Below are 19000 nucleotides of genomic sequence, written 5' to 3' on the forward strand. Positions count from 1 at the left end.
AAAACTAGGATACAAAGTCTATAATACTTTGTATCCTAGTTTTTAGTTTTCTTTTTTTGCGCCCAACCCAAAAGGTACGCGACTTTCAGTACCGTCCTTTATTCGTTTAATATTATCTTTGTGACGAATAAAAATAAAAATTGTTAAAGCAAAAGCAATCATCGTCAACAACCAATCAAATTGAGGCAAGATAGCAGGGATCGCAACTGGCAATATAATGGTTGAAAGAGTAATCAATACAGCACTAATCATACTAGTCAAACTTACCATGCTAGTAATGTATAACATAATAATAAAAATTAAGGCAGAATAAACAAAAAATGCTGGATTGTAAGCCAAAATCATCCCTGCACTTGTCGCGACAGCTTTTCCTCCTTTGAAATTTGCAAAGATTGGAAATGTATGACCTAAAACTGCTGCAACACCAAAAACCAACGGGTTAACATTCAAAGAAAATAGTAGCGGTAAACTAGTTGCTAACGTTCCTTTTAAAATGTCCATTAGTAAAACAGCTATACCAGCTTTTTTCCCTAAAACCCTAAACGTATTCGTCGTTCCCGTATTGCCGCTGCCAAATTGGCGAAGATCTTTTTTAAAAAAAAGTTTTCCAACCCAAACACCCGAAGGGATAGAACCAAGTAGATAAGCTATAATCAATAGCACAAAGAATTTCATTGAGCAACCTCTTTCCGTTCAAACTAGCATTTATTTTATCATGAATAGAAACAGCTAACAATAATTAAATATTCGTTGTATAATGAAATGAAGAGAAATTTGAAAGGATGAGCAAAATGCCTGTAGAAAACCCCTCGCAAGAAGAAATTTTTAATTACCTAAAACAAGCGAAACGAATTGCTATCGTTGGATTAAGCGGAAAAGAAGATCGAACAAGCTACAAAATAGCCAAATTACTGCAAGAATATGGTTATGAAATCATTCCTGTAAACCCCATATTAGCTGGACAAAAAATTCTTGGTGAACACGTGTACGAGAGATTACAAGATGTACCAGGTCAAATCGACATTGTCGATATTTTCCGGCGTAGTGAATTTTTGCCAGAAGTTGCTCAAGATTTTATAGAAACAAATGCCAAAGTTTTCTGGGCTCAATTGGGTCTTGAAAGTCAAGAAGCTGCGGAACTGTTGAAAAAAGCAGGTAGAAATGCTATTATAATGAATCGTTGCATTAAAATTGAATTAGCTGAAATGCCGAAATAGATGCACATGATCTTAAGAAAGAGTGGCCGTTTAGGAAAGCTCTTTTTTTTTGAGAGCTTTTAGAGTATTATTGTAATGATGTGGCCTCGCGCCCTATAATTCAAGAATAAGGAGTTTTTTCTTTGGCGAAAAAAGTAAACAATGAATACAATGACGCCTCCATCCAAGTTTTAGAAGGATTGGAAGCTGTACGAAAAAGACCAGGAATGTATATCGGCTCCACAGACAGCCGTGGATTACATCATTTAGTCTATGAAATCGTTGATAACGCAGTTGATGAAGCATTATCTGGTTACGGTAATGAAATCAGTGTGACGATCCAAAAAGATAATAGCATCAAAATAACTGACTCAGGTCGGGGAATGCCAGTTGGAATGCACGCGTCTGGAATCCCAACTGTAGAAGTAATCTTCACCGTACTTCACGCAGGAGGAAAATTTGGTCAAGGCGGCTATAAAACCTCTGGCGGATTGCATGGTGTGGGTGCCAGTGTTGTTAATGCGTTGTCTAGCTGGTTAGAAGTTAGAATCGTTCGTGATGGTGTAGAATACATGGAACGTTTTGAGAATGGCGGAAAACCTGTAGGTACGCTAAAAAAAGTTGGAAAAACGAATAAAAAGAATGGAACATCTGTCATATTCCTACCAGATGATACTATTTTTTCCACTATTCATTTTTCATACGATACATTAGCAGAGCGTTTAAGAGAATCTGCCTTCTTATTAAAAGGCGTAAAAATCTCCCTAACAGACCTCAGAGGTGAAGAGCCTAAAGAAGAAATTTTTCATTATGAAGAAGGTATTAAAGAATTCGTTGCCTATCTTAATGAAGAAAAAGATACCTTGACACCCGTTGTTTATTTTTCAGGTGAAAAGGACGGAATCGAAGTTGAACTTTCCTATCAATACAATGACGGCTATTCAGAAAATGTTCTTTCCTTTGTAAATAATGTCCGCACAAAAGATGGTGGAACCCATGAAGTCGGGATGAAGTCATCAATGACGAAAGCATACAATGAATATGCTAGAAAAGTCGGATTATTAAAAGAAAAAGACAAAAATCTTGAGGGGAGTGACTTCCGTGAAGGATTAGCTGCTGTTTTATCAATCCGTGTTCCTGAAAATTTATTGCAATTTGAAGGTCAAACCAAAGAAAAATTAGGAACCCCAATGGCTCGAAATGCGGTAGATAACGTTGTCGGAGAACAGATGGGTTTTTATCTACAAGAAAACAGTGAAATGAGCCAACAATTGATTCGAAAAGCAATCAAAGCTCGTGAAGCTCGTGAAGCAGCTCGTAAAGCTCGTGAAGAAAGTCGAAATGGCAAAAAACGGAAAAAAGGGGAATCTCTTTTATCTGGAAAACTAACACCAGCGCAATCACGTAATCCCAAACGAAATGAATTATACTTAGTCGAAGGAGATTCTGCCGGGGGTTCAGCTAAACAAGGTCGGGATAGAAAGTTCCAAGCGATCTTACCGTTGCGTGGTAAAGTTCTAAATACTGAAAAAGCAAAAATGCAGGATATTTTGAAAAACGAAGAAATCAACACAATGATTTATACGATCGGAGCAGGTGTTGGACCAGAATTTTCAATTGAAGACTGTAATTATGATAAAGTTATTATCATGACCGATGCGGATACCGATGGTGCTCACATCCAAGTCTTATTACTAACATTCTTTTATCGTTATATGAAACCGCTGATTGAAGCAGGTAAAATTTACATTGCGTTGCCGCCTCTATATAAGGTATCAAAAGGGATCGGTAAAAAGGCAGTAACTGAGTATGCTTGGACAGACGAAGAATTATCTAACGTAACAGAACAAGTCGGTAAAGGCTATATGCTACAACGATACAAAGGTCTAGGGGAAATGAACGCAGATCAGCTGTGGGAGACCACAATGGACCCTGAGACACGTACTTTGATCCGTGTAAGAATAGATGATGCTGCGCAAGCAGAACGCCGTGTAACGACTCTTATGGGCGATAAAGTCGAACCAAGAAGAAAATGGATCGAGCGCCATGTACAATTTACTTTAGAAGAAGATGGCAGCATCTTAGATAGAAAAGATGGCGAGACGGAGATTTCACCATCCATTTCAAATGAAGTACTAGATGAAGAAAAAAAAGAAGAAACTGAACGTATAAATGCAGAGGCCGAAGCGGCAGAAGAAATCAGTTTATTTGATTTAGAGTAGGGAGTGACAAATTTGGAAAAACGCCAAGATATTCAAGAATTAACGCTTGAAGAAGTAATGGGCGATCGTTTTGGAAGATATTCCAAATATATCATTCAAGAACGGGCCCTACCTGATATTCGTGACGGGTTAAAACCTGTACAACGTAGAATTTTATTCTCCATGAACAAAGATGGAAATACCTTTGAAAAAAGTTTTAGAAAATCCGCAAAATCAGTCGGAAATATCATGGGGAATTACCATCCCCACGGTGACAGCAGTATCTATGAAGCAATGGTTCGTTTAAGCCAAGATTGGAAACTTCGTGAAGTTCTAATCGAAATGCACGGGAATAACGGAAGTATGGACGGTGATCCGCCAGCTGCAATGCGTTATACCGAGGCTCGTTTATCTGAATTAAGTGGAGAACTTTTAAAAGATATCGAAAAAGAAACAGTGGATTTTGTTTGGAACTTTGATGATACTGAAAAAGAGCCGACTGTTTTACCTGCAAAATATCCTAACTTATTAGTGAATGGTTCAACTGGGATTTCAGCGGGTTATGCTACAGAAATTCCTACACACAATCTAGCTGAGATCATTGATGGTACGATTTATCTGATCGACCACCCAAATGCGACATTAGATAAACTGATGGAATTTATTCCAGGACCGGATTTCCCGACAGGTGGAATTCTACAAGGGAAAGAAGAAATCAAAAAAGCCTATGAAACAGGTCGTGGCAAAGTAATCCTTCGCTCTAAAACAAGAATTGAACCTTTAAAAGGCGGCAAACAGCAAATTATTGTCACCGAAATTCCTTATGAAGTCAATAAAGCGACTTTAGTTAAGAAGATGGATGAAGTCCGCTTAAACAAAAAAATCGACGGAATTGCCGAAGTTCGTGATGAAAGTGACCGAACAGGCTTACAAATCGCGATCGAATTAAAAAAAGATACAAATGCTGAAGGCATTTTGAATTATCTTTTCAAGAATACTGAGTTACAAATCAACTATAACTTCAACATGGTTGCTATTGATAATATGACACCACAACAAGTGGGTCTAAAACGTATTTTAGATAGTTATATTGCGCACCGTAAACAAGTGATCACTAACCGCAGTCAATATGAATTGAATAAGGCAAAAAAACGCCAACACATCGTCGCCGGTCTAATCAAAGCCTTATCGATCTTAGATAAAGTGATCGAAACGATCCGTGGTAGTAAAGATAAAAAAGATGCTAAAATGAATTTAGTCAAAGCCTATGCCTTTACTGAAGAACAAGCAGAAGCGATTGTGACGTTACAATTGTATCGTTTAACCAATACAGATATTACACAACTTGAAAAAGAAGCGGAAGAGTTAAACCAGCTTGTTACTGAGTTGACAAAAATTCTAAGTGATGAAAAAGAATTATTCAACGTGATGAAAAAAGAATTACGTGAAGTCAAAAAACAATATGGTAATCCACGCCTGACACAAATCGAAGATGAAATTCAAGAAATCAAGATTGATACAAAGGTTCTGATTGCTCAAGAAGATGTAGTTGTTACGGTTACCCATGAAGGGTACATCAAGCGCAGCAGTTTACGCTCTTACAGCGCATCGAAACCAGAAGAAGTGGGAATGAAAGACGGGGACTTCCTGCTTTACACAGGAGAAGTCAATACATTAGATCACATCTTGCTGATTACAAATAAAGCTAATGTGATTTATCGACCAGTCCACGAACTTCCAGACTTGAGATGGAAGGAAATAGGTGAACATATTTCACAAGCTATTTTAAATCTCTCAATCGACGAATCGATTATAGCTGTTTATACCTATAAAGAACTATCTCCAACCAAAACATTTGTCTTTATGACAAAAGAAGGTATGATCAAACAAAGTAAAATGACCGATTTCGAACCTTGGAGGACCTATAAGAGTCGTCCAACAAACTGTATGAAACTAAAATCTGAAACAGATGAAATCGTAAATGTCTATTTGACAAATGAACAAAAAATCTTAGATGTCTTTTTAGTTAGCCATCGTGGCTTTGGTTTACGCTATCCACTAGAAGAAGTACCTGTAGTAGGTGCCAAAGCTGCCGGTGTTAAAGCCATGAACTTGAAAGAGCAAGATTATGTAGTGAATGGTTTATTAGTTCATGAAGACGGCGATACCCCGATCGTGATGTTAACACAGCGAGGAAGCATTAAACGAATGCTGGCTCAAGAATTACCTCAACTGGGACGTGCCAAACGAGGATTGATGGTTCTTAGAGAATTGAAAAAAAATCCACATCGTGTAACCTTTATGTCGGAAAGCAGCCCATTAGAACTATTAGTTACAACACAAAACGGTAAGCAGTATACGATTGACTCTGAAAAGTATCCAATTAATGATCGAACATCAAACGGTTCCTTTATGCTTGATGAAAAACAAGATGGTGAAATTCTTGAAGTACATGAAATGCATACAGCTGAACTAGAAGCAAAAGAAGAAGAAAATCCTAAATAATTCATATAACTGTTCTATATAATTAGCAAAAAGAGGTTTCTGTACTAGTACAGAAACCTCTTTTTGTATAACAGATTTCTTACTTTCACTATCAACAAAAAACAACTTAGTTAATTTTATCACAAACACAAAACGTTGTTATATAAGCTTTTCAAGTTGAAATAGGTCGTAAAAACAGTGATTAGTTCGAAATATAGTAAGGAAAGGCTTGCATAAAATCCGCGATGTGTTATACTAATCACATAAAGCTGTTACAGTAGATTTCAGCATACTAAGGAGGCCCACAATGGAGCAATGGAAAGGCTTTAAAGGCGACAAATGGAAAACATCAGTAGACACACGTGACTTTATTCAAAGAAACTACACTGAATACACAGGTGATGATTCTTTCCTAGAACCAATCGCGCCAAGCACAGACAAATTATGGACAAAATTACAGGAATTATTTGAAGTACAACATGAAAAAAATGGTGTATACGACATGGACAGCAACATTCCTGCAACAATTACATCACACGAACCTGGATATTTGATCAAAGAAGAAGAAACAATCGTTGGTTTACAAACGGATGTTCCATTAAAACAAGCATTTATGCCATTTGGCGGTATCAATATGGCAAACAACTCTTTAACATCAAATGGATATGAAGTAGACTCTGAAATGTCTAAAATATTCACAGAGTGGAGAAAAACACACAACCAAGGTGTTTTCGATGCTTATACACCAGAAATGAGATCAGCACGGAAAAACAAAATCATCACAGGTCTTCCAGATGCTTATGGACGTGGTCGCATCATCGGTGACTACCGTCGTATTGCATTATACGGTATGGACTTCTTAATAGCTGAAAAGAAAAAAGATTTAAGCAATACTGGTAACAAAGTAATGACAGACGATGTTATTCGTTTAAGAGAAGAAATCTCTGAACAAATCAGAGCAATGGCTGATCTTAAAGAAATGGCTTCAACTTATGGTTTTGATATTTCTAAACCTGCTGAAAATGCCAAAGAAGCAATCCAATGGTTATACTTCGGTTACCTAGGAGCAATCAAATCACAAAATGGTGCTGCAATGTCTATCGGACGTATCTCAGCATTCTTAGATATCTATATCCAACGTGATTTAGAAGCTGGATTGATCACTGAATTTGAAGCACAAGAAATGATCGATCACTTAATCATGAAATTACGTATGGTTAAATTCGCTCGTACTCCAGAATATAACCAATTATTCTCTGGTTACCCAATTTGGGCAACATTATCAATCGCTGGTATGGGCTTAGATGGCCGTTCATTAGTGACGAAGAGTGATTTCCGTATCTTACACACATTAACAAACATGGGACCATCTCCAGAACCAAACTTAACTGTGTTATATTCTTCACATTTACCAGTTGGATTTAGAACATTTGCTTCTAAAATTGCGAAACAAAGTTCTTCTATCCAATTTGAAAATGATGACTTATTACGCGCTAACTGGGGATCAGATGACTGTGCAATTGCATGTTGTGTGTCTGCAACAGTTATGGGTAAAGATATGCAATTCTTCGGTGCTCGTGCCAACTTAGCGAAAGCTGTCCTTTATGCAATCAATGGTGGGGTAGACGAAAAAACGAAGATGCAAGTAGCTCCTAAATTCCGTCCAATGACTGGCGATACTTTAGACTACAACGAATTTATCGATCGTTATAAAGATATTATGGATTGGTTAGCTGAATTATATGTAAATACTTTAAATGTTATCCACTATATGCATGATAAATATTCTTATGAAGCAGCACAATTAGCCTTCATGGAAAGCAACTTAAACCGTACTTTCGCAACAGGGATTGCAGGGATTTCACATGCTGCAGACTCAGTAATGGCGATCAAACATGGTAATGTACAAGTAATCCGTGATGAAGATGGATTAGCAATTGACTATGTTCCTCAAAATGAGTTCCCAACTTATGGTAACGATAATGAAGAAGCAGATGCAATGGCTAACTGGATCCTTGAATACTTCATGACTCAAATCAGACGTCAACATACGTACCGTAATGCAAAACCAACAACGTCACTATTAACAATCACTTCAAACGTTGTTTATGGTAAAGCAACTGGTAACACACCAGATGGTCGTCGTGCGGGTAAACCATTAGCACCTGGTGCTAACCCAAGTTACCAAGATGGTAAATTCTTAGGTGAGAAAAATGGTCTTTTAGCATCACTTAACTCAACTGCTAGATTAGAATATACAAGTGCATTAGATGGAATTTCTAATACACAAACAATCAACCCTAACGGTTTAGGTAAAGATGATGACACAAGAATCGACAACTTACGTAACGTAATGGACGGCTACTTTGATAAAGGCGGTTACCACTTGAACGTTAACGTATTCACAAATGAATTATTATTAGATGCGCAAGCTCATCCAGAAAAATACCCTAACTTAACAATTCGTGTATCTGGATATGCCGTGAAATTCCGTGACTTAACTCCTGAGCAACAAGCAGACGTTATCTCTAGAACTTCTCACGACAGACTATAATAAACAAACAATTGAAGGGTTGACCTCGTGTCAGCCCTTTTTTTAAAAGAAATGAGGAACAAGAAATGACAACTCCTGTTATCGGTAGAATCCACTCTACAGAAAATTTTGGGACCGTTGATGGACCCGGCGTTCGTTTTATTGTCTTTACACAAGGTTGCCGCATGCGTTGTCAATTTTGTCATAACCCAGACACTTGGAAAATTGGTTCTGGTGGACGCGAAGTTACAACAGATGAAGTTTTGGATGAAGCAATCAAGTATCGTTCTTATTGGGGCGATAAAGGCGGCATCACTGTCAGCGGTGGCGAACCGTTACTTCAATTAGAATTTTTAACTGACTTATTTAAAAAAGCGAAAGAAAAAGGAATACATACAACGATCGATACTTGTGGCAAACCATTCACGAGAGAAGAACCTTTCTTTAGCCAATTTCAAGAACTGATGAATTATACTGATTTATTATTATTTGATATCAAACACATTGATAATGAACAGCACAAATTACTGACTTCATTAGGAAATGAAAATATTTTAGAAATGGCCCAATATCTTTCTGAAATTGGTAAACCGGTTTGGATTCGTCACGTTTTAGTTCCAGAGCGTAGTGACTACGATGAGTATTTAATCCGTTTAGATACTTTTATTAAAACATTAAAAAACGTCGATAAAGTTGAAGTATTGCCGTATCATACAATGGGCAAATATAAATGGGATGAATTAGGCCTAGAATATCCACTTAATGGTATCGAGCCGCCTAAAGAAGACCGTGTAGAAAATGCTAAAAAACTACTTCATGTCGATGACTATCAAGGTTTTGCGACAAGATAGTTTATAAAAATAGAAAAGAGCGGCAATTATTGTTGTTTCTTTTCTATTTTTTGTTATTATTAGTAATGAAGAAAAAAGAAGGAGTGAACTATTTTTATGTCAAAAATTCTTGTTTTTGGACACCAAAATCCTGATACAGATGCAATTGGAGCTGCAATCAGCTTTGCATACTTACAAAAAGAACTAGGTAAAGATACAGAAGCTGTAGCATTAGGTGCACCAAGCGAAGAAACTCAATATGCACTAGATTACTTCAATGTAGATGCACCAAGAATCGTAGAAAGCGCTGCTAATGAAACAAAACAAGTCATGCTTGTAGATCACAACGAATTCCAACAAAGTATTGCTGATATTGCAGATCTAACTATCCTTGCTGTAGTCGATCACCACCGTATCGCTAACTTTGAGACAGCTGATCCATTATACTACCGTGCAGAACCCGTAGGCTGTACAAGTACAATCGTTTTAAAGATGTTTAAAGAAAACAATGTCACTATCCCTAAACAAATTGCTGGGATGATGGTGTCAGCGATCATTTCAGATACGTTGTTATTCAAATCACCAACATGTACACAAGAAGATATCGATGCAGCAAATGAATTAGCAGATATCGCAGAAATCAACTTAGACGGCTATGGTTTAGATATGTTAAAAGCTGGTACAAATTTAAGTGATAAATCTGCTGAAACGTTATTAGATTTAGATGCTAAAAGTTTCCCAATGGGAGATAAAAACGTTCGTATCGCACAAGTCAATACAGTTGATCTAAATGAAGTACTAGACCGTCAAGTAGAGCTAGAAGCGGCAATGAATAACGCAAACTCAGCGAATGGGTATGACTTATTCGTCTTGATCATCACAAATATTTTAAATAGTGATTCTGAATTATTAGTGATTGGAGATTCATTAGATAAAGTAGAAGCAGCATTTAAGGTGAAATTAGATAATAACCGTGCATTTTTAAATGGAGTTGTTTCTCGTAAAAAGCAAGTTGTTCCTCAATTAACAGAAGCATTTAGTTAAAAACTATACATCTGATTTAGCAACTTAATAAACTACAGGTGGTGTTTTAATGACTCCACCTGTAGTTTTTATTTTTTATCTAGGTTAAAGAAAGAGTGATCTTATCGTGAAAAATACAACCTACTATTTTACAACAGACAAAAATGAAACAGAGTTAAATAACTTGATTTTTGATCCATTATTCAAAAAAATAGTGGATTATCTTTCTAACCACAACGAGCAAGATGTGATATTACGTCAAATAAAAGCCAATATTCCAACAGATAGTAATTTAGAATTATATTTGGATAAGTTAATCAAATATGGCCTTCTTGAGCGAAAAAACAGAAGATATCATTTAACCTTTCCAATATATTCCACCCAAAAAAACGTACAAATTCCTGAAACAATAACCAGTCTATTAAGAAATATTGTTCAAAAGAATTCATCACAAGTCAATTTCTTTATATTTGGGGAATGGCTGTGGTCCTTGCTTTTTGAAGAAGAGGAGGAGGGTTACTTTTTTGGTATCGAATCTTCTCCAGAGTCATTCTCTTTACCATTCTATCGCAAAAGAGAGGAGGGGAATGATACATTACGATTTGTGTCTGTTTATCAAGAAAATCAGATTCCGTTTGACTTGGCCAATTATTTCAATTTACTTTCGAGAAGGGTAGAGCTACCTGAACATTTCAAACCCTTACAAGACATAATTGGTGATGTGGACATCCATTATTTTATAGCCCAAATTCAAAAAGTAATTCGTTCTGCTAAGCGAAATCCTTCAAGAGTAAGAAAACCAAATATTTTTGAAGAGGCTTTGATAACTACAAAAGACTTAATCAGAAATACTGAAGGAGAATTATTCCTCGAAGCAACTTATCTAGAGGATGATAAACTTTCAGAAGAAAACCAACTTACTCTAGATAAACTAGAAACAGAATTCAGGTTGTTATGGAAGACCATTGACGATCAGAACCAACGTATATTCTATAAGATGCAAGTATATAGCATTTTGTTTAGTACATGTTTTCCAAATCAAAACCAAATTCGTTACTTCAAACACTAAGTTACCATAATTATATTATGTAAACTTGCATATGAATCAAACAACGTCCTTCATTTTTAATAAATCAAGAGACGTTGTTTGATCATTTATTTCTTTTGCGTACTTTCTTTGTCCAAAAACCACCGGAGATAAACTTAGGTTCATACGAAATGATAAATGCTCTAGGTTCTTTTTCGTTGATTAGTTTATAAAGGCTACGTTCATTTTTACGTGGAGATAAAATTTCTAAAATCATTCGTTCACCTTCACGACCAGCGCCAAAACTTTGTGTAACACCATAACCGTGATCTCTTAGGATTTCTGGTAGATTGAGCTGCTCTGTGGAAGAAGGTAGGATAGCTGTTACCATAATGTATCCCAGCGCTAAATAATCTTCGATTTTGATTCCAACACTGATACCCACTGCATAACCCAGCGCATACACAATTAGATTTAGTGGATTATCTAAGCGGTTGAGTACCATGCTAAGGCCTAACACGTAGATCGTTATCTCTGCCATACTTACTAAAGGCGCGATCAAGCGATAGCCTTTCATAGTTAGCATAAAACGAATCGTATTCAATGTAATATAAGAAAAATTAACCACAAAGATAGTTACTAACATTTTGATGTCCATTTTAATATTTCCTCTTTTCAATTAACAATATCAGCATATTATAGTACAACATTATGAGAATTAAAATAGTAAAAATCCAAATATAAAAATAATTTTGATTTAGGCCATGCACACAACGAATCTTTTTTTAAGAGATGTTATTTGTTGGATGAATCTATGGTTTTTGCTATAATCAATATATTACGTATTTTAAGGGAGACATGAAATCGGATGAGAATTTTTATCATCATACTTTTGGTATTATTGTTATTAAATACCACTGCAGCACTTATTACTGTTTTTAGAAAACCACGTAGCATTTCAAGTGTTTTAGCTTGGATCATGACGTTATTATTTTTACCAGGAATCGGCTTTATTATTTATCTTTTTTGTGGCAGAGGCATCAATGGGCAAAAAGTGTTCAATCTGACTGCTTATGATAAAGAAAAAATTACTGAAATCAAGAACATGGTCGATGAAGACAATCTAAAGTCAGATGGAAAATTGGATATTAATTTATTAACTGACGCACGTGTGTTGAATAAATACTTTAGAAATATGGATTCTTCACCATTAAGTAAACGGAATAGTCTAAAAATATATACAGATGGAAAAGAAAAATTCGATGCCCTATTTGATGATATTCGTCAGGCTAAAGAAACAGTCCATGTTGAATATTATTCCTTTTTTAACGATCATATCGGGAATCAGTTTTTAGATTTATTAGGGGAGAAAGTAAAAGAAGGGGTATCGGTTCATTTGATTTATGATCCTTGGGGCTCTCCTGGAGCAAATAAAAAGTTTTTTGCTGCACTCGTTGCCTTAGGAGGGAAGGTTGCACCTTTTATTACGTCAAAAAACATGATTAGCAAGACTCGTTTAAACTATCACCTACATCGTAAAATCGTCGTAATAGACGGGAAGATTGGGTGGACTGGTGGATTTAATGTTGGCGATCAATATTTAGGAGAAAGTAAGAAATTTGGTTACTGGAGAGATACACATATCCGTTTAGTTGGCACTTCCGTATTCTCCCTACAGGAGATTTTTATTATGGATTGGAACGCTTCTGTACAACATGAATCACAAAAAATGGATTATTTAGAAAACTATTTCCAAATTGCTGAAGACAACGAACTTGGAAATTTAGCCTTACAGGTGGTGTCTGATGGACCGGACTCTGAAGAAGAAATCTTAAAAAGCGGTTTTATCAAAATGATTTTATCTGCTGAAAAATCGGTTTGGATTCAAACACCTTATTTAATACCAGATGACAGTATGATCAATGCATTGTTGATTGCAGTTCGATCTGGTATTGATGTGCGCATCATGATTCCGTGTATGCCAGACCATCCATTTATTTATCGTGCAACTCAGTATTATGCCAATTACCTACACAAAAGAGGGATTAAGATCTATATGTATCAAAATGGCTTCTTGCATGCTAAAACGATGATTATCGATAATGAAATCTGTATGGTCGGTACCACAAATCAGGATATTAGAAGTTACGCATTGAATTTTGAAGTAAGTACATTTATCTATGATACCAGAATCGCATGGAAACTAACTCAAATATTTGAATCCGATATGGATAACAGTCTTTTATTAACGGACGAAATTATTCGCAATCAATCTCATTGGTTACGATTTAAGCAAAACTTTTCACGATTGTTATCACCGATACTATAATAAAAAAGGAACAAACTCGATATCTTACGAATTTGTTCCTTTTTTTATATACAGATAAGAAGAGTAAGATGGAAGACTCCGATGTAATAATTGCAATCCGCTTTTTCGATTTCATATTCTAGTTAACATAATATACATTATACAAAGTAGTTTCTGAACTGTAAAATATGGATAGATTTATATGTTTTATCCTTATACTTAATAAACTCTATTGTAATTCTAAAAATGTACTAATTTCGTTCGTTACTTTTTCACGTTCATCTAGTTAAAAATTATGTCCAGCATTTTCTAACAGAATCAAAACCCCTTTCGAAAAGTCTTTTTGATTTTCGAGCATGTATTTATAGCCGACAACTTCATCTTGTCCACCTAAAATAATTAAAGCTGCACAATTGATAACTTCACCAAAAAGACTTTCTTCGAAATCGAATGAATAGCCATTTTTTCGAAAAGACTTTTGGAATTCGCGGTCTCCTACAGAAAGTCCTGAATGGATTTCTGAAACATAGTTTTCATATCCTTTTTTAGTGATATTAACAGCATTGTTTTTGTATTCTTCGAAAAGGGTTTTATCTTCAATTTCAAAATATGCCGCTCCTCCTTCGAGTCTTTTCGGCAAACGCCTTTGACCAAAAAGCGCCTTCACTACAGGTACTAATAAGATTAACTTTTCTACTCTATCAGGTATCGCTTTTATTATTCCTAATGCTAGGTATCCCCCATATGAATAACCTAAAAGAGAAAAAGATTCTTTACCAATGATATCATTTATAAATTCAATTAAAACGGTCAATAATTCATTAGCGTTAATCATTTTTCTTGGTGCGGCCGATCTTCCCATACCAGGTAAATCAATATAAATCCGTTTATACTCTTTATTCTGAAGAGACTCTTCGACAATCCCTTTAACACTTCTGTGGTCAATAGAAAAGCCGTGGATAATTAGTAACGGATCCCCTTGACCAACAATTGTATAATATATTTTTGCAATCTCATTAGAGTATTACATCTATCCCTCCCCTCTCTCGTTAACGTTGAAAAAACTTTTTTATTTCTGAGGTCTAGTGAAGTATCCTTTTATATCATCTAACATAAAATTTTCGATTAAATTCACTTGATGTATATCAGCACCTTGTTTTAGAATTTCTTTGCACTTAATAAATGACCAATTTGGTAAAGTTCCTCTAAATCTGGGGTCATTAGCATACACAACCCCATCAAGACCACTCCAGATGATGGCAGATGAGCATAACGGACAAGGTTCGAATGTTGAATATAACCAATAACCAGTTGGTAAAATATCGGTTTTTAAAAACTTACATGCTGCTCTGATTGCATTGACTTCAGCATGTGCTGTTGGATCATTATTTTCTTGAACAGTCGTTTGACCAATAGTAACGATTTCCATTTCTTTATTTACAATTGCGGCATAAATAGAGTGTGTACTCCACTGCTTTCGGATTAACTCTGACATGATTCTAGTTCTTGGATGCTGGTTCATCATCTGATTGTCCCTCTTTCACTTCAATTATTTGTTTAGTTAACTAACAGTCCTTTTTTCACGAACTAATTGTTTTTCCGAGCTCAGCTAATTGTGAAAGAATTGGAAATAAAAGTTGCGTTTTTTCTGTCGTATAATATTCCACATGAGGAGGAACAGTTTTTTTGTCGATTCGTTTGATAAATTTATGCTCAGCTAAACTTTTTAAACATCTGATTAAAGCGACATTTGTGACGCCTGGTATGTTTCGCTTCAGCTGGTTAAATCGGATACCTTCATCATTCAATATTTGCCACAGTATTTCTAGTTTCCATTTCCCACCTAAAATATTCATTATGTTACTTATAGCACAGTTTTTTTCTTCGTTCATAAATTCAAAAACTCCTTTTTAAATCAAAAATATCTAGGTAACAAAAATGTTAGTACTAGTATCTTTGTTTCCATTATTATAATATCAATACATATCAAATAAAAGCATAAATTTGATACAAAAAACTCGACGAAGGAAGTGCAATATATGTCAACAACATTTCGTAATTTACAAATAGGAATAAATCCTGTTAACTTTGAAAAAAGTAAAACATTTTATGAAGAGATTCTTGAGTTACCCTACATTGGTGTTTTAGAGACAAATGGTATCTCGCTTCACCGATTCTCTATTGATGGTTCGATTTTGAAACTCTTGGAAGCTGGAATCGGCAGTGTAGAAAAGAATCCTTTGGGAGGACCAACAGCAGCGACTGGTTTACGCTGGTTAACTGTAACTGTTAGCGATTTAGATAGGCTGTTTGAAAAAGTTTCAAACGCTGGAATTCCTGTTGTTGCTCCAATTTCTAGTGATGAAAATGGAGTTCGGTTTGCTATAGTAGAAGATCCAGATGGTATTTGGGTCGAACTTCTTGATCGCTAAAATAAAAAAACCAATTGCTAAAAAATATTTAGCAATTGGTTTTTTACTATAAAATTATTGTTCATTCTTCATAGCTGCTAGTGCAGCTGTGTTGATAATATTCCAAGGTTTATCAAACGATGGTTGGAAGAAGAAATCAGCATAGGCTAAATCTTCGATTGTCATTTTCGCTTTGATTGCTAAAGAAATAGCGTTGATGTTTGCAGTTAAGTCTGCTTTTGACATCAACTGTGCCCCTAATATTTGTGTTGTTTCGGGATCATATACAAGTTTGAACCAAGCTTTTTGTTTGTCTGGATTGAAATCCATTAAATAATCTTCCACAACTAAGGCTGATTTCGTTGTTTTATTTAATTTTTTGGCCATTTCTTCATTGATACCAGTAGAGGCGAATTTGTAGTCGAAAACGGCTAAACCTGATGAACCTTGAATACCTGGGAATGGTTTTACAGGACCATTTAAATTTTTCACTGCAAAACGACCTTGTTTTCTTGCGTTTGTTGCTAACGCAATGTTGACTTCTGTTTCACCTGGATTATATTTGATCATTGTCGCATCTCCTACAGCAAAAACGTCTGGAGCACTTGTTTGCATGTACTCATCCGTTTTAATCAGCCCATTAGGATGTAACTCTAATGTATCTTTTAACCAACCCGTATTAGGACGAACACCGACTGCCACAACGACTAGATCAGCATCATATTCTGCTTTATCTGTTACAACTTTTTGAACATGTCCTTCACCTTTATAACTTTGAACGGTTTCATTAGTTACTACGTTGATATTGTTAGCTTCCATTTCTTCTGTCAAAACATCTGTGAATTCTTTATCTAAATACACGCCTAAAGGTCGATCTAAAATATCGATCACTGTTACTTTTTTACCAGCTTTAGCAAATGATTCTGCTGCTTCTATACCAATATAGCCGCTTCCAATTACGACAACATTGTTCACTTCAGGATCAACCGTTTTTGCCTTTAATTTGATAGCCCATTTTCTGCCACGCATCAAATAAATGTTTTCTAAATCTTTTCCTGGGACATTTAATTCAAACGGAACCGCTCCTGGACTGATGATCAGTTTATCATAAGCTTCGATGCGTTCATCACCTGACAATAAATCTTTAACTATTACTTGATGACTCTCAGGTTTGATTTCAGTGATTTCAGTATTCGAGAAGACATTGACTCCTTTACTCTCCATCTTTTCACCTGTCATATATCGAACGGAATTGACATCTTTTACCTTACCTTCTAAATAAAGTTGCATGCCACATGATAAGAAAGAAATAAAATCTCCTTTTTCATACCACTGAATTTCTGCTTCTGGATGTAAATTTAATAATTCCTCAACTGCTTCGTAACCTCCGTGCGATGAACCTAAAACTATTACTTTCATTTCACATTCCTCCTATATTCTTTATTATATAATAAAGAGTATCATATAATCATAGGTTATTACAAGTTTTTCCACTTTTTTATTCTCAATTAAGTTAAATAATTGAGAATTACAAGTATTTTTTTATTTGTATTCTTTACATATTGTTTTCATATCAGTATATTCATTTGAATTTATCATATCTATTGCATACTCACCTTTTTGGTTAAAGTGATAATCGTTCCTAACTATAGTTTACATAAATAAATTATAGAAAACTAGTTTGATTAGACATAATAAAAAGCCAACTATAAACAGTTAAATACGTTCATAGTTGGCTATAAAATCAGATTATTTAAAAATAGTCACTTCTTTTTTTACTTCGACAGTGATTTTGCCATTCTTAATGACATAATTTCTTTCAGGGATATCAATGATCGCATCAGCTTTTACTTTCGTGTCTAACAAAACAAGGTCCGCATTATCCCCTACTTGAAGACCATAATGTTGAAGCCCTAGTGCTTTAGCCGGATTGTCTGTAATCATAGGTAAAACAGTCGGTAAATCATCTGCTCCGCCTAAATGTCCCACAGGAATCGCTAACATGGCAATCTGCATTAAATCACCATTCCCATAAGGAGTAAACGCATTGCGAATATTATTGGTAGCTAAGCAAACATTCACGCCAGCATCACGAAGTTTTCTGATTGGTGTTACCGCTCTTCTCACATTATATAGATCATTTCTAGCGCCTAAATGTAAATCTGTAGCAGGTAAAGCCATAACGCTGATTTGTGCTTCAGCCATCAAGGTAATAATTTCATTTAGTCGTTCAGGTTCTAATGCATGAAGCGCAGTCAAATGCCCAACAGAAACTCTGCCATGATAATTTTCTGCAATCGTCTTTTTACACAAATACTCAATCGAAATATCTGTAGCTTCATCACTGAAATCTTGATGAAGATCAATGTCTTTATCATATTTTTTAGCAATTTCAAAAACTAAATCGATATGTTTATCAGCTGGTGCATCATTGTAAGGAATCCCCCCGACAACATCTGCACCCATTTCCATTGCTTCGTACATCATTTTTTCAGTCCCCGGAGCTTTAAAAATCCCTTCTTGAGGAAACGCAACGATTTGCATATCGATTAAATCTCGATATTCTTCTTTTAATTTCATAATTGTTTTAAAACCCGAAAAACCTTGTGCAGGATCAAATTCCGCATGGGTTCTAACTGCTGTCACACCGTGAGAAATAATCATTTCCAAGGCTCTTTTTGCCCGTGTGTAAATGTCCTCTTCTGTAAATGTGGGTTTCAATTCAGCTGTAACACTAATAGCTTCTTGTAAAGTTCCAGACTTATTTGGTTTTCTATCTGCAATCAGTGCTTTATCTAAGTGAATATGACTTTCTACTAATCCGGGAATCAATACCCGACCTTGAGCCTCGATCACAGTAACCGAATTCTCAGTTATACTTTCTGAAATTGCAACGATTTTCCCATCTTTAATTCCAACATCCTGCAACGCTTCTCCATCACTTAATCTTGCTTGTTTAATTAAAATATCCATTTTTGAACACCCTT

16 protein-coding genes are annotated in these 19000 nt (G+C 35.5%); 9 read left to right on the forward strand and 7 right to left on the reverse strand.

Features of this window, described 5'->3' with window-relative positions; translation table 11 throughout:
* Positions 1 to 42: 42 nt before the first annotated feature.
* Complete coding sequence (gene plsY, locus AC4BB7_RS08940) at positions 43 to 675, reverse strand: glycerol-3-phosphate 1-O-acyltransferase PlsY (protein WP_086313061.1); 633 nt, start codon at positions 673 to 675, stop codon at positions 43 to 45.
* Between the two features lie 116 nt (positions 676 to 791).
* Here plsY and AC4BB7_RS08945 point away from each other — a divergent pair, with 116 nt between their 5' ends.
* The 7 genes from AC4BB7_RS08945 to AC4BB7_RS08975 all read left to right on the forward strand — a co-directional run bounded on the left by AC4BB7_RS08945 (position 792) and on the right by AC4BB7_RS08975 (position 11336).
* Complete coding sequence (locus AC4BB7_RS08945) at positions 792 to 1217, forward strand: CoA-binding protein (RefSeq protein WP_086313062.1); 426 nt, start codon at positions 792 to 794, stop codon at positions 1215 to 1217.
* A gap of 122 nt (positions 1218 to 1339) precedes the next feature.
* Entirely contained in the window at positions 1340 to 3418 is a 2079-nt protein-coding gene (parE, locus tag AC4BB7_RS08950) for a DNA topoisomerase IV subunit B (protein ID WP_086313063.1), read from the forward strand.
* Positions 3419 to 3430: 12 nt separating this feature from the next.
* The gene (gene parC, locus AC4BB7_RS08955; protein ID WP_490482789.1) at positions 3431 to 5902 is read left to right on the forward strand and encodes a DNA topoisomerase IV subunit A; all 2472 of its coding nucleotides are present in this window, start codon (positions 3431 to 3433) and stop codon (positions 5900 to 5902) included.
* Between the two features lie 286 nt (positions 5903 to 6188).
* Complete coding sequence (gene pflB / locus AC4BB7_RS08960) at positions 6189 to 8435, forward strand: formate C-acetyltransferase (RefSeq protein WP_490482790.1); 2247 nt, start codon at positions 6189 to 6191, stop codon at positions 8433 to 8435.
* Between the two features lie 65 nt (positions 8436 to 8500).
* Complete coding sequence (gene pflA, locus AC4BB7_RS08965) at positions 8501 to 9265, forward strand: pyruvate formate-lyase-activating protein (RefSeq protein WP_086313066.1); 765 nt, start codon at positions 8501 to 8503, stop codon at positions 9263 to 9265.
* Positions 9266 to 9361: 96 nt separating this feature from the next.
* Entirely contained in the window at positions 9362 to 10288 is a 927-nt protein-coding gene (locus AC4BB7_RS08970; RefSeq protein WP_490482791.1) for a manganese-dependent inorganic pyrophosphatase, read from the forward strand.
* Between the two features lie 106 nt (positions 10289 to 10394).
* Positions 10395 to 11336 carry a DUF1803 domain-containing protein gene (locus AC4BB7_RS08975; protein WP_490482792.1) on the forward strand — a complete coding sequence of 314 codons (942 nt, stop codon included), beginning with the start codon at positions 10395 to 10397 and terminating at the stop codon, positions 11334 to 11336.
* Positions 11337 to 11418: 82 nt separating this feature from the next.
* Here AC4BB7_RS08975 and AC4BB7_RS08980 read toward each other — a convergent pair whose 3' ends face one another.
* Complete coding sequence (locus AC4BB7_RS08980) at positions 11419 to 11958, reverse strand: DUF2179 domain-containing protein (RefSeq protein WP_086314298.1); 540 nt, start codon at positions 11956 to 11958, stop codon at positions 11419 to 11421.
* 204 nt (positions 11959 to 12162) lie between these two features.
* On the opposite strand from AC4BB7_RS08980, the gene cls reads away from it, so the two are divergent.
* Positions 12163 to 13623, forward strand: coding sequence for a cardiolipin synthase (cls, locus tag AC4BB7_RS08985; RefSeq protein WP_490482793.1), 1461 nt, complete (start codon positions 12163 to 12165; stop codon positions 13621 to 13623).
* Positions 13624 to 13888: 265 nt separating this feature from the next.
* On the opposite strand, the gene AC4BB7_RS08990 is transcribed toward cls, so the two are convergent.
* The 3 genes from AC4BB7_RS08990 to AC4BB7_RS09000 are packed head-to-tail and all read right to left on the reverse strand — an operon-like array spanning position 13889 to position 15494.
* Positions 13889 to 14614 carry an alpha/beta fold hydrolase gene (locus AC4BB7_RS08990; RefSeq protein ID WP_490485135.1) on the reverse strand — a complete coding sequence of 242 codons (726 nt, stop codon included), beginning with the start codon at positions 14612 to 14614 and terminating at the stop codon, positions 13889 to 13891.
* 57 nt (positions 14615 to 14671) lie between these two features.
* Complete coding sequence (locus AC4BB7_RS08995) at positions 14672 to 15127, reverse strand: nucleoside deaminase (protein WP_490482794.1); 456 nt, start codon at positions 15125 to 15127, stop codon at positions 14672 to 14674.
* A 55-nt stretch (positions 15128 to 15182) separates the two neighbouring features.
* Positions 15183 to 15494 (reverse strand): winged helix-turn-helix transcriptional regulator, encoded by a 312-nt coding sequence (locus AC4BB7_RS09000; RefSeq protein ID WP_010772493.1) that lies wholly within the window; start codon positions 15492 to 15494, stop codon positions 15183 to 15185.
* A 147-nt stretch (positions 15495 to 15641) separates the two neighbouring features.
* Here AC4BB7_RS09000 and AC4BB7_RS09005 point away from each other — a divergent pair, with 147 nt between their 5' ends.
* Positions 15642 to 16034, forward strand: coding sequence for a VOC family protein (locus tag AC4BB7_RS09005; RefSeq protein ID WP_086313071.1), 393 nt, complete (start codon positions 15642 to 15644; stop codon positions 16032 to 16034).
* A 54-nt stretch (positions 16035 to 16088) separates the two neighbouring features.
* On the opposite strand, the gene AC4BB7_RS09010 is transcribed toward AC4BB7_RS09005, so the two are convergent.
* Together AC4BB7_RS09010 and AC4BB7_RS09015 are read right to left on the reverse strand one after the other, a co-directional pair.
* Complete coding sequence (locus tag AC4BB7_RS09010; protein WP_490482795.1) at positions 16089 to 17432, reverse strand: FAD-dependent oxidoreductase; 1344 nt, start codon at positions 17430 to 17432, stop codon at positions 16089 to 16091.
* Positions 17433 to 17762: 330 nt separating this feature from the next.
* A complete protein-coding gene (locus tag AC4BB7_RS09015) occupies positions 17763 to 18986 on the reverse strand; it encodes an amidohydrolase family protein (RefSeq protein ID WP_490482796.1) in 1224 nt (407 codons plus the stop codon).
* Positions 18987 to 19000: the final 14 nt, after the last annotated feature.

This window comes from Enterococcus sp. AAFC-DPL-5182, assembly GCF_058216605.1.

Bases quoted from the DNA above. Each gene is read 5' to 3' on its own strand.
- AC4BB7_RS08970 (WP_490482791.1), top strand. From the start codon at position 9,362: ATGTCAAAAATTCTTGTTTTTGGACACCAAAATCCTGATACAGATGCA.
- AC4BB7_RS08995 (WP_490482794.1), bottom strand. From the start codon at position 15,127: ATGATGAACCAGCATCCAAGAACTAGAATCATGTCAGAGTTAATCCGA.
- plsY (WP_086313061.1), bottom strand. From the start codon at position 675: ATGAAATTCTTTGTGCTATTGATTATAGCTTATCTACTTGGTTCTATC.
- cls (WP_490482793.1), top strand. From the start codon at position 12,163: ATGAGAATTTTTATCATCATACTTTTGGTATTATTGTTATTAAATACC.
- AC4BB7_RS09010 (WP_490482795.1), bottom strand. From the start codon at position 17,432: ATGAAAGTAATAGTTTTAGGTTCATCGCACGGAGGTTACGAAGCAGTT.
- AC4BB7_RS09005 (WP_086313071.1), top strand. From the start codon at position 15,642: ATGTCAACAACATTTCGTAATTTACAAATAGGAATAAATCCTGTTAAC.
- AC4BB7_RS08945 (WP_086313062.1), top strand. From the start codon at position 792: ATGCCTGTAGAAAACCCCTCGCAAGAAGAAATTTTTAATTACCTAAAA.
- pflA (WP_086313066.1), top strand. From the start codon at position 8,501: ATGACAACTCCTGTTATCGGTAGAATCCACTCTACAGAAAATTTTGGG.
- AC4BB7_RS09015 (WP_490482796.1), bottom strand. From the start codon at position 18,986: ATGGATATTTTAATTAAACAAGCAAGATTAAGTGATGGAGAAGCGTTG.
- AC4BB7_RS09000 (WP_010772493.1), bottom strand. From the start codon at position 15,494: ATGAACGAAGAAAAAAACTGTGCTATAAGTAACATAATGAATATTTTA.
- pflB (WP_490482790.1), top strand. From the start codon at position 6,189: ATGGAGCAATGGAAAGGCTTTAAAGGCGACAAATGGAAAACATCAGTA.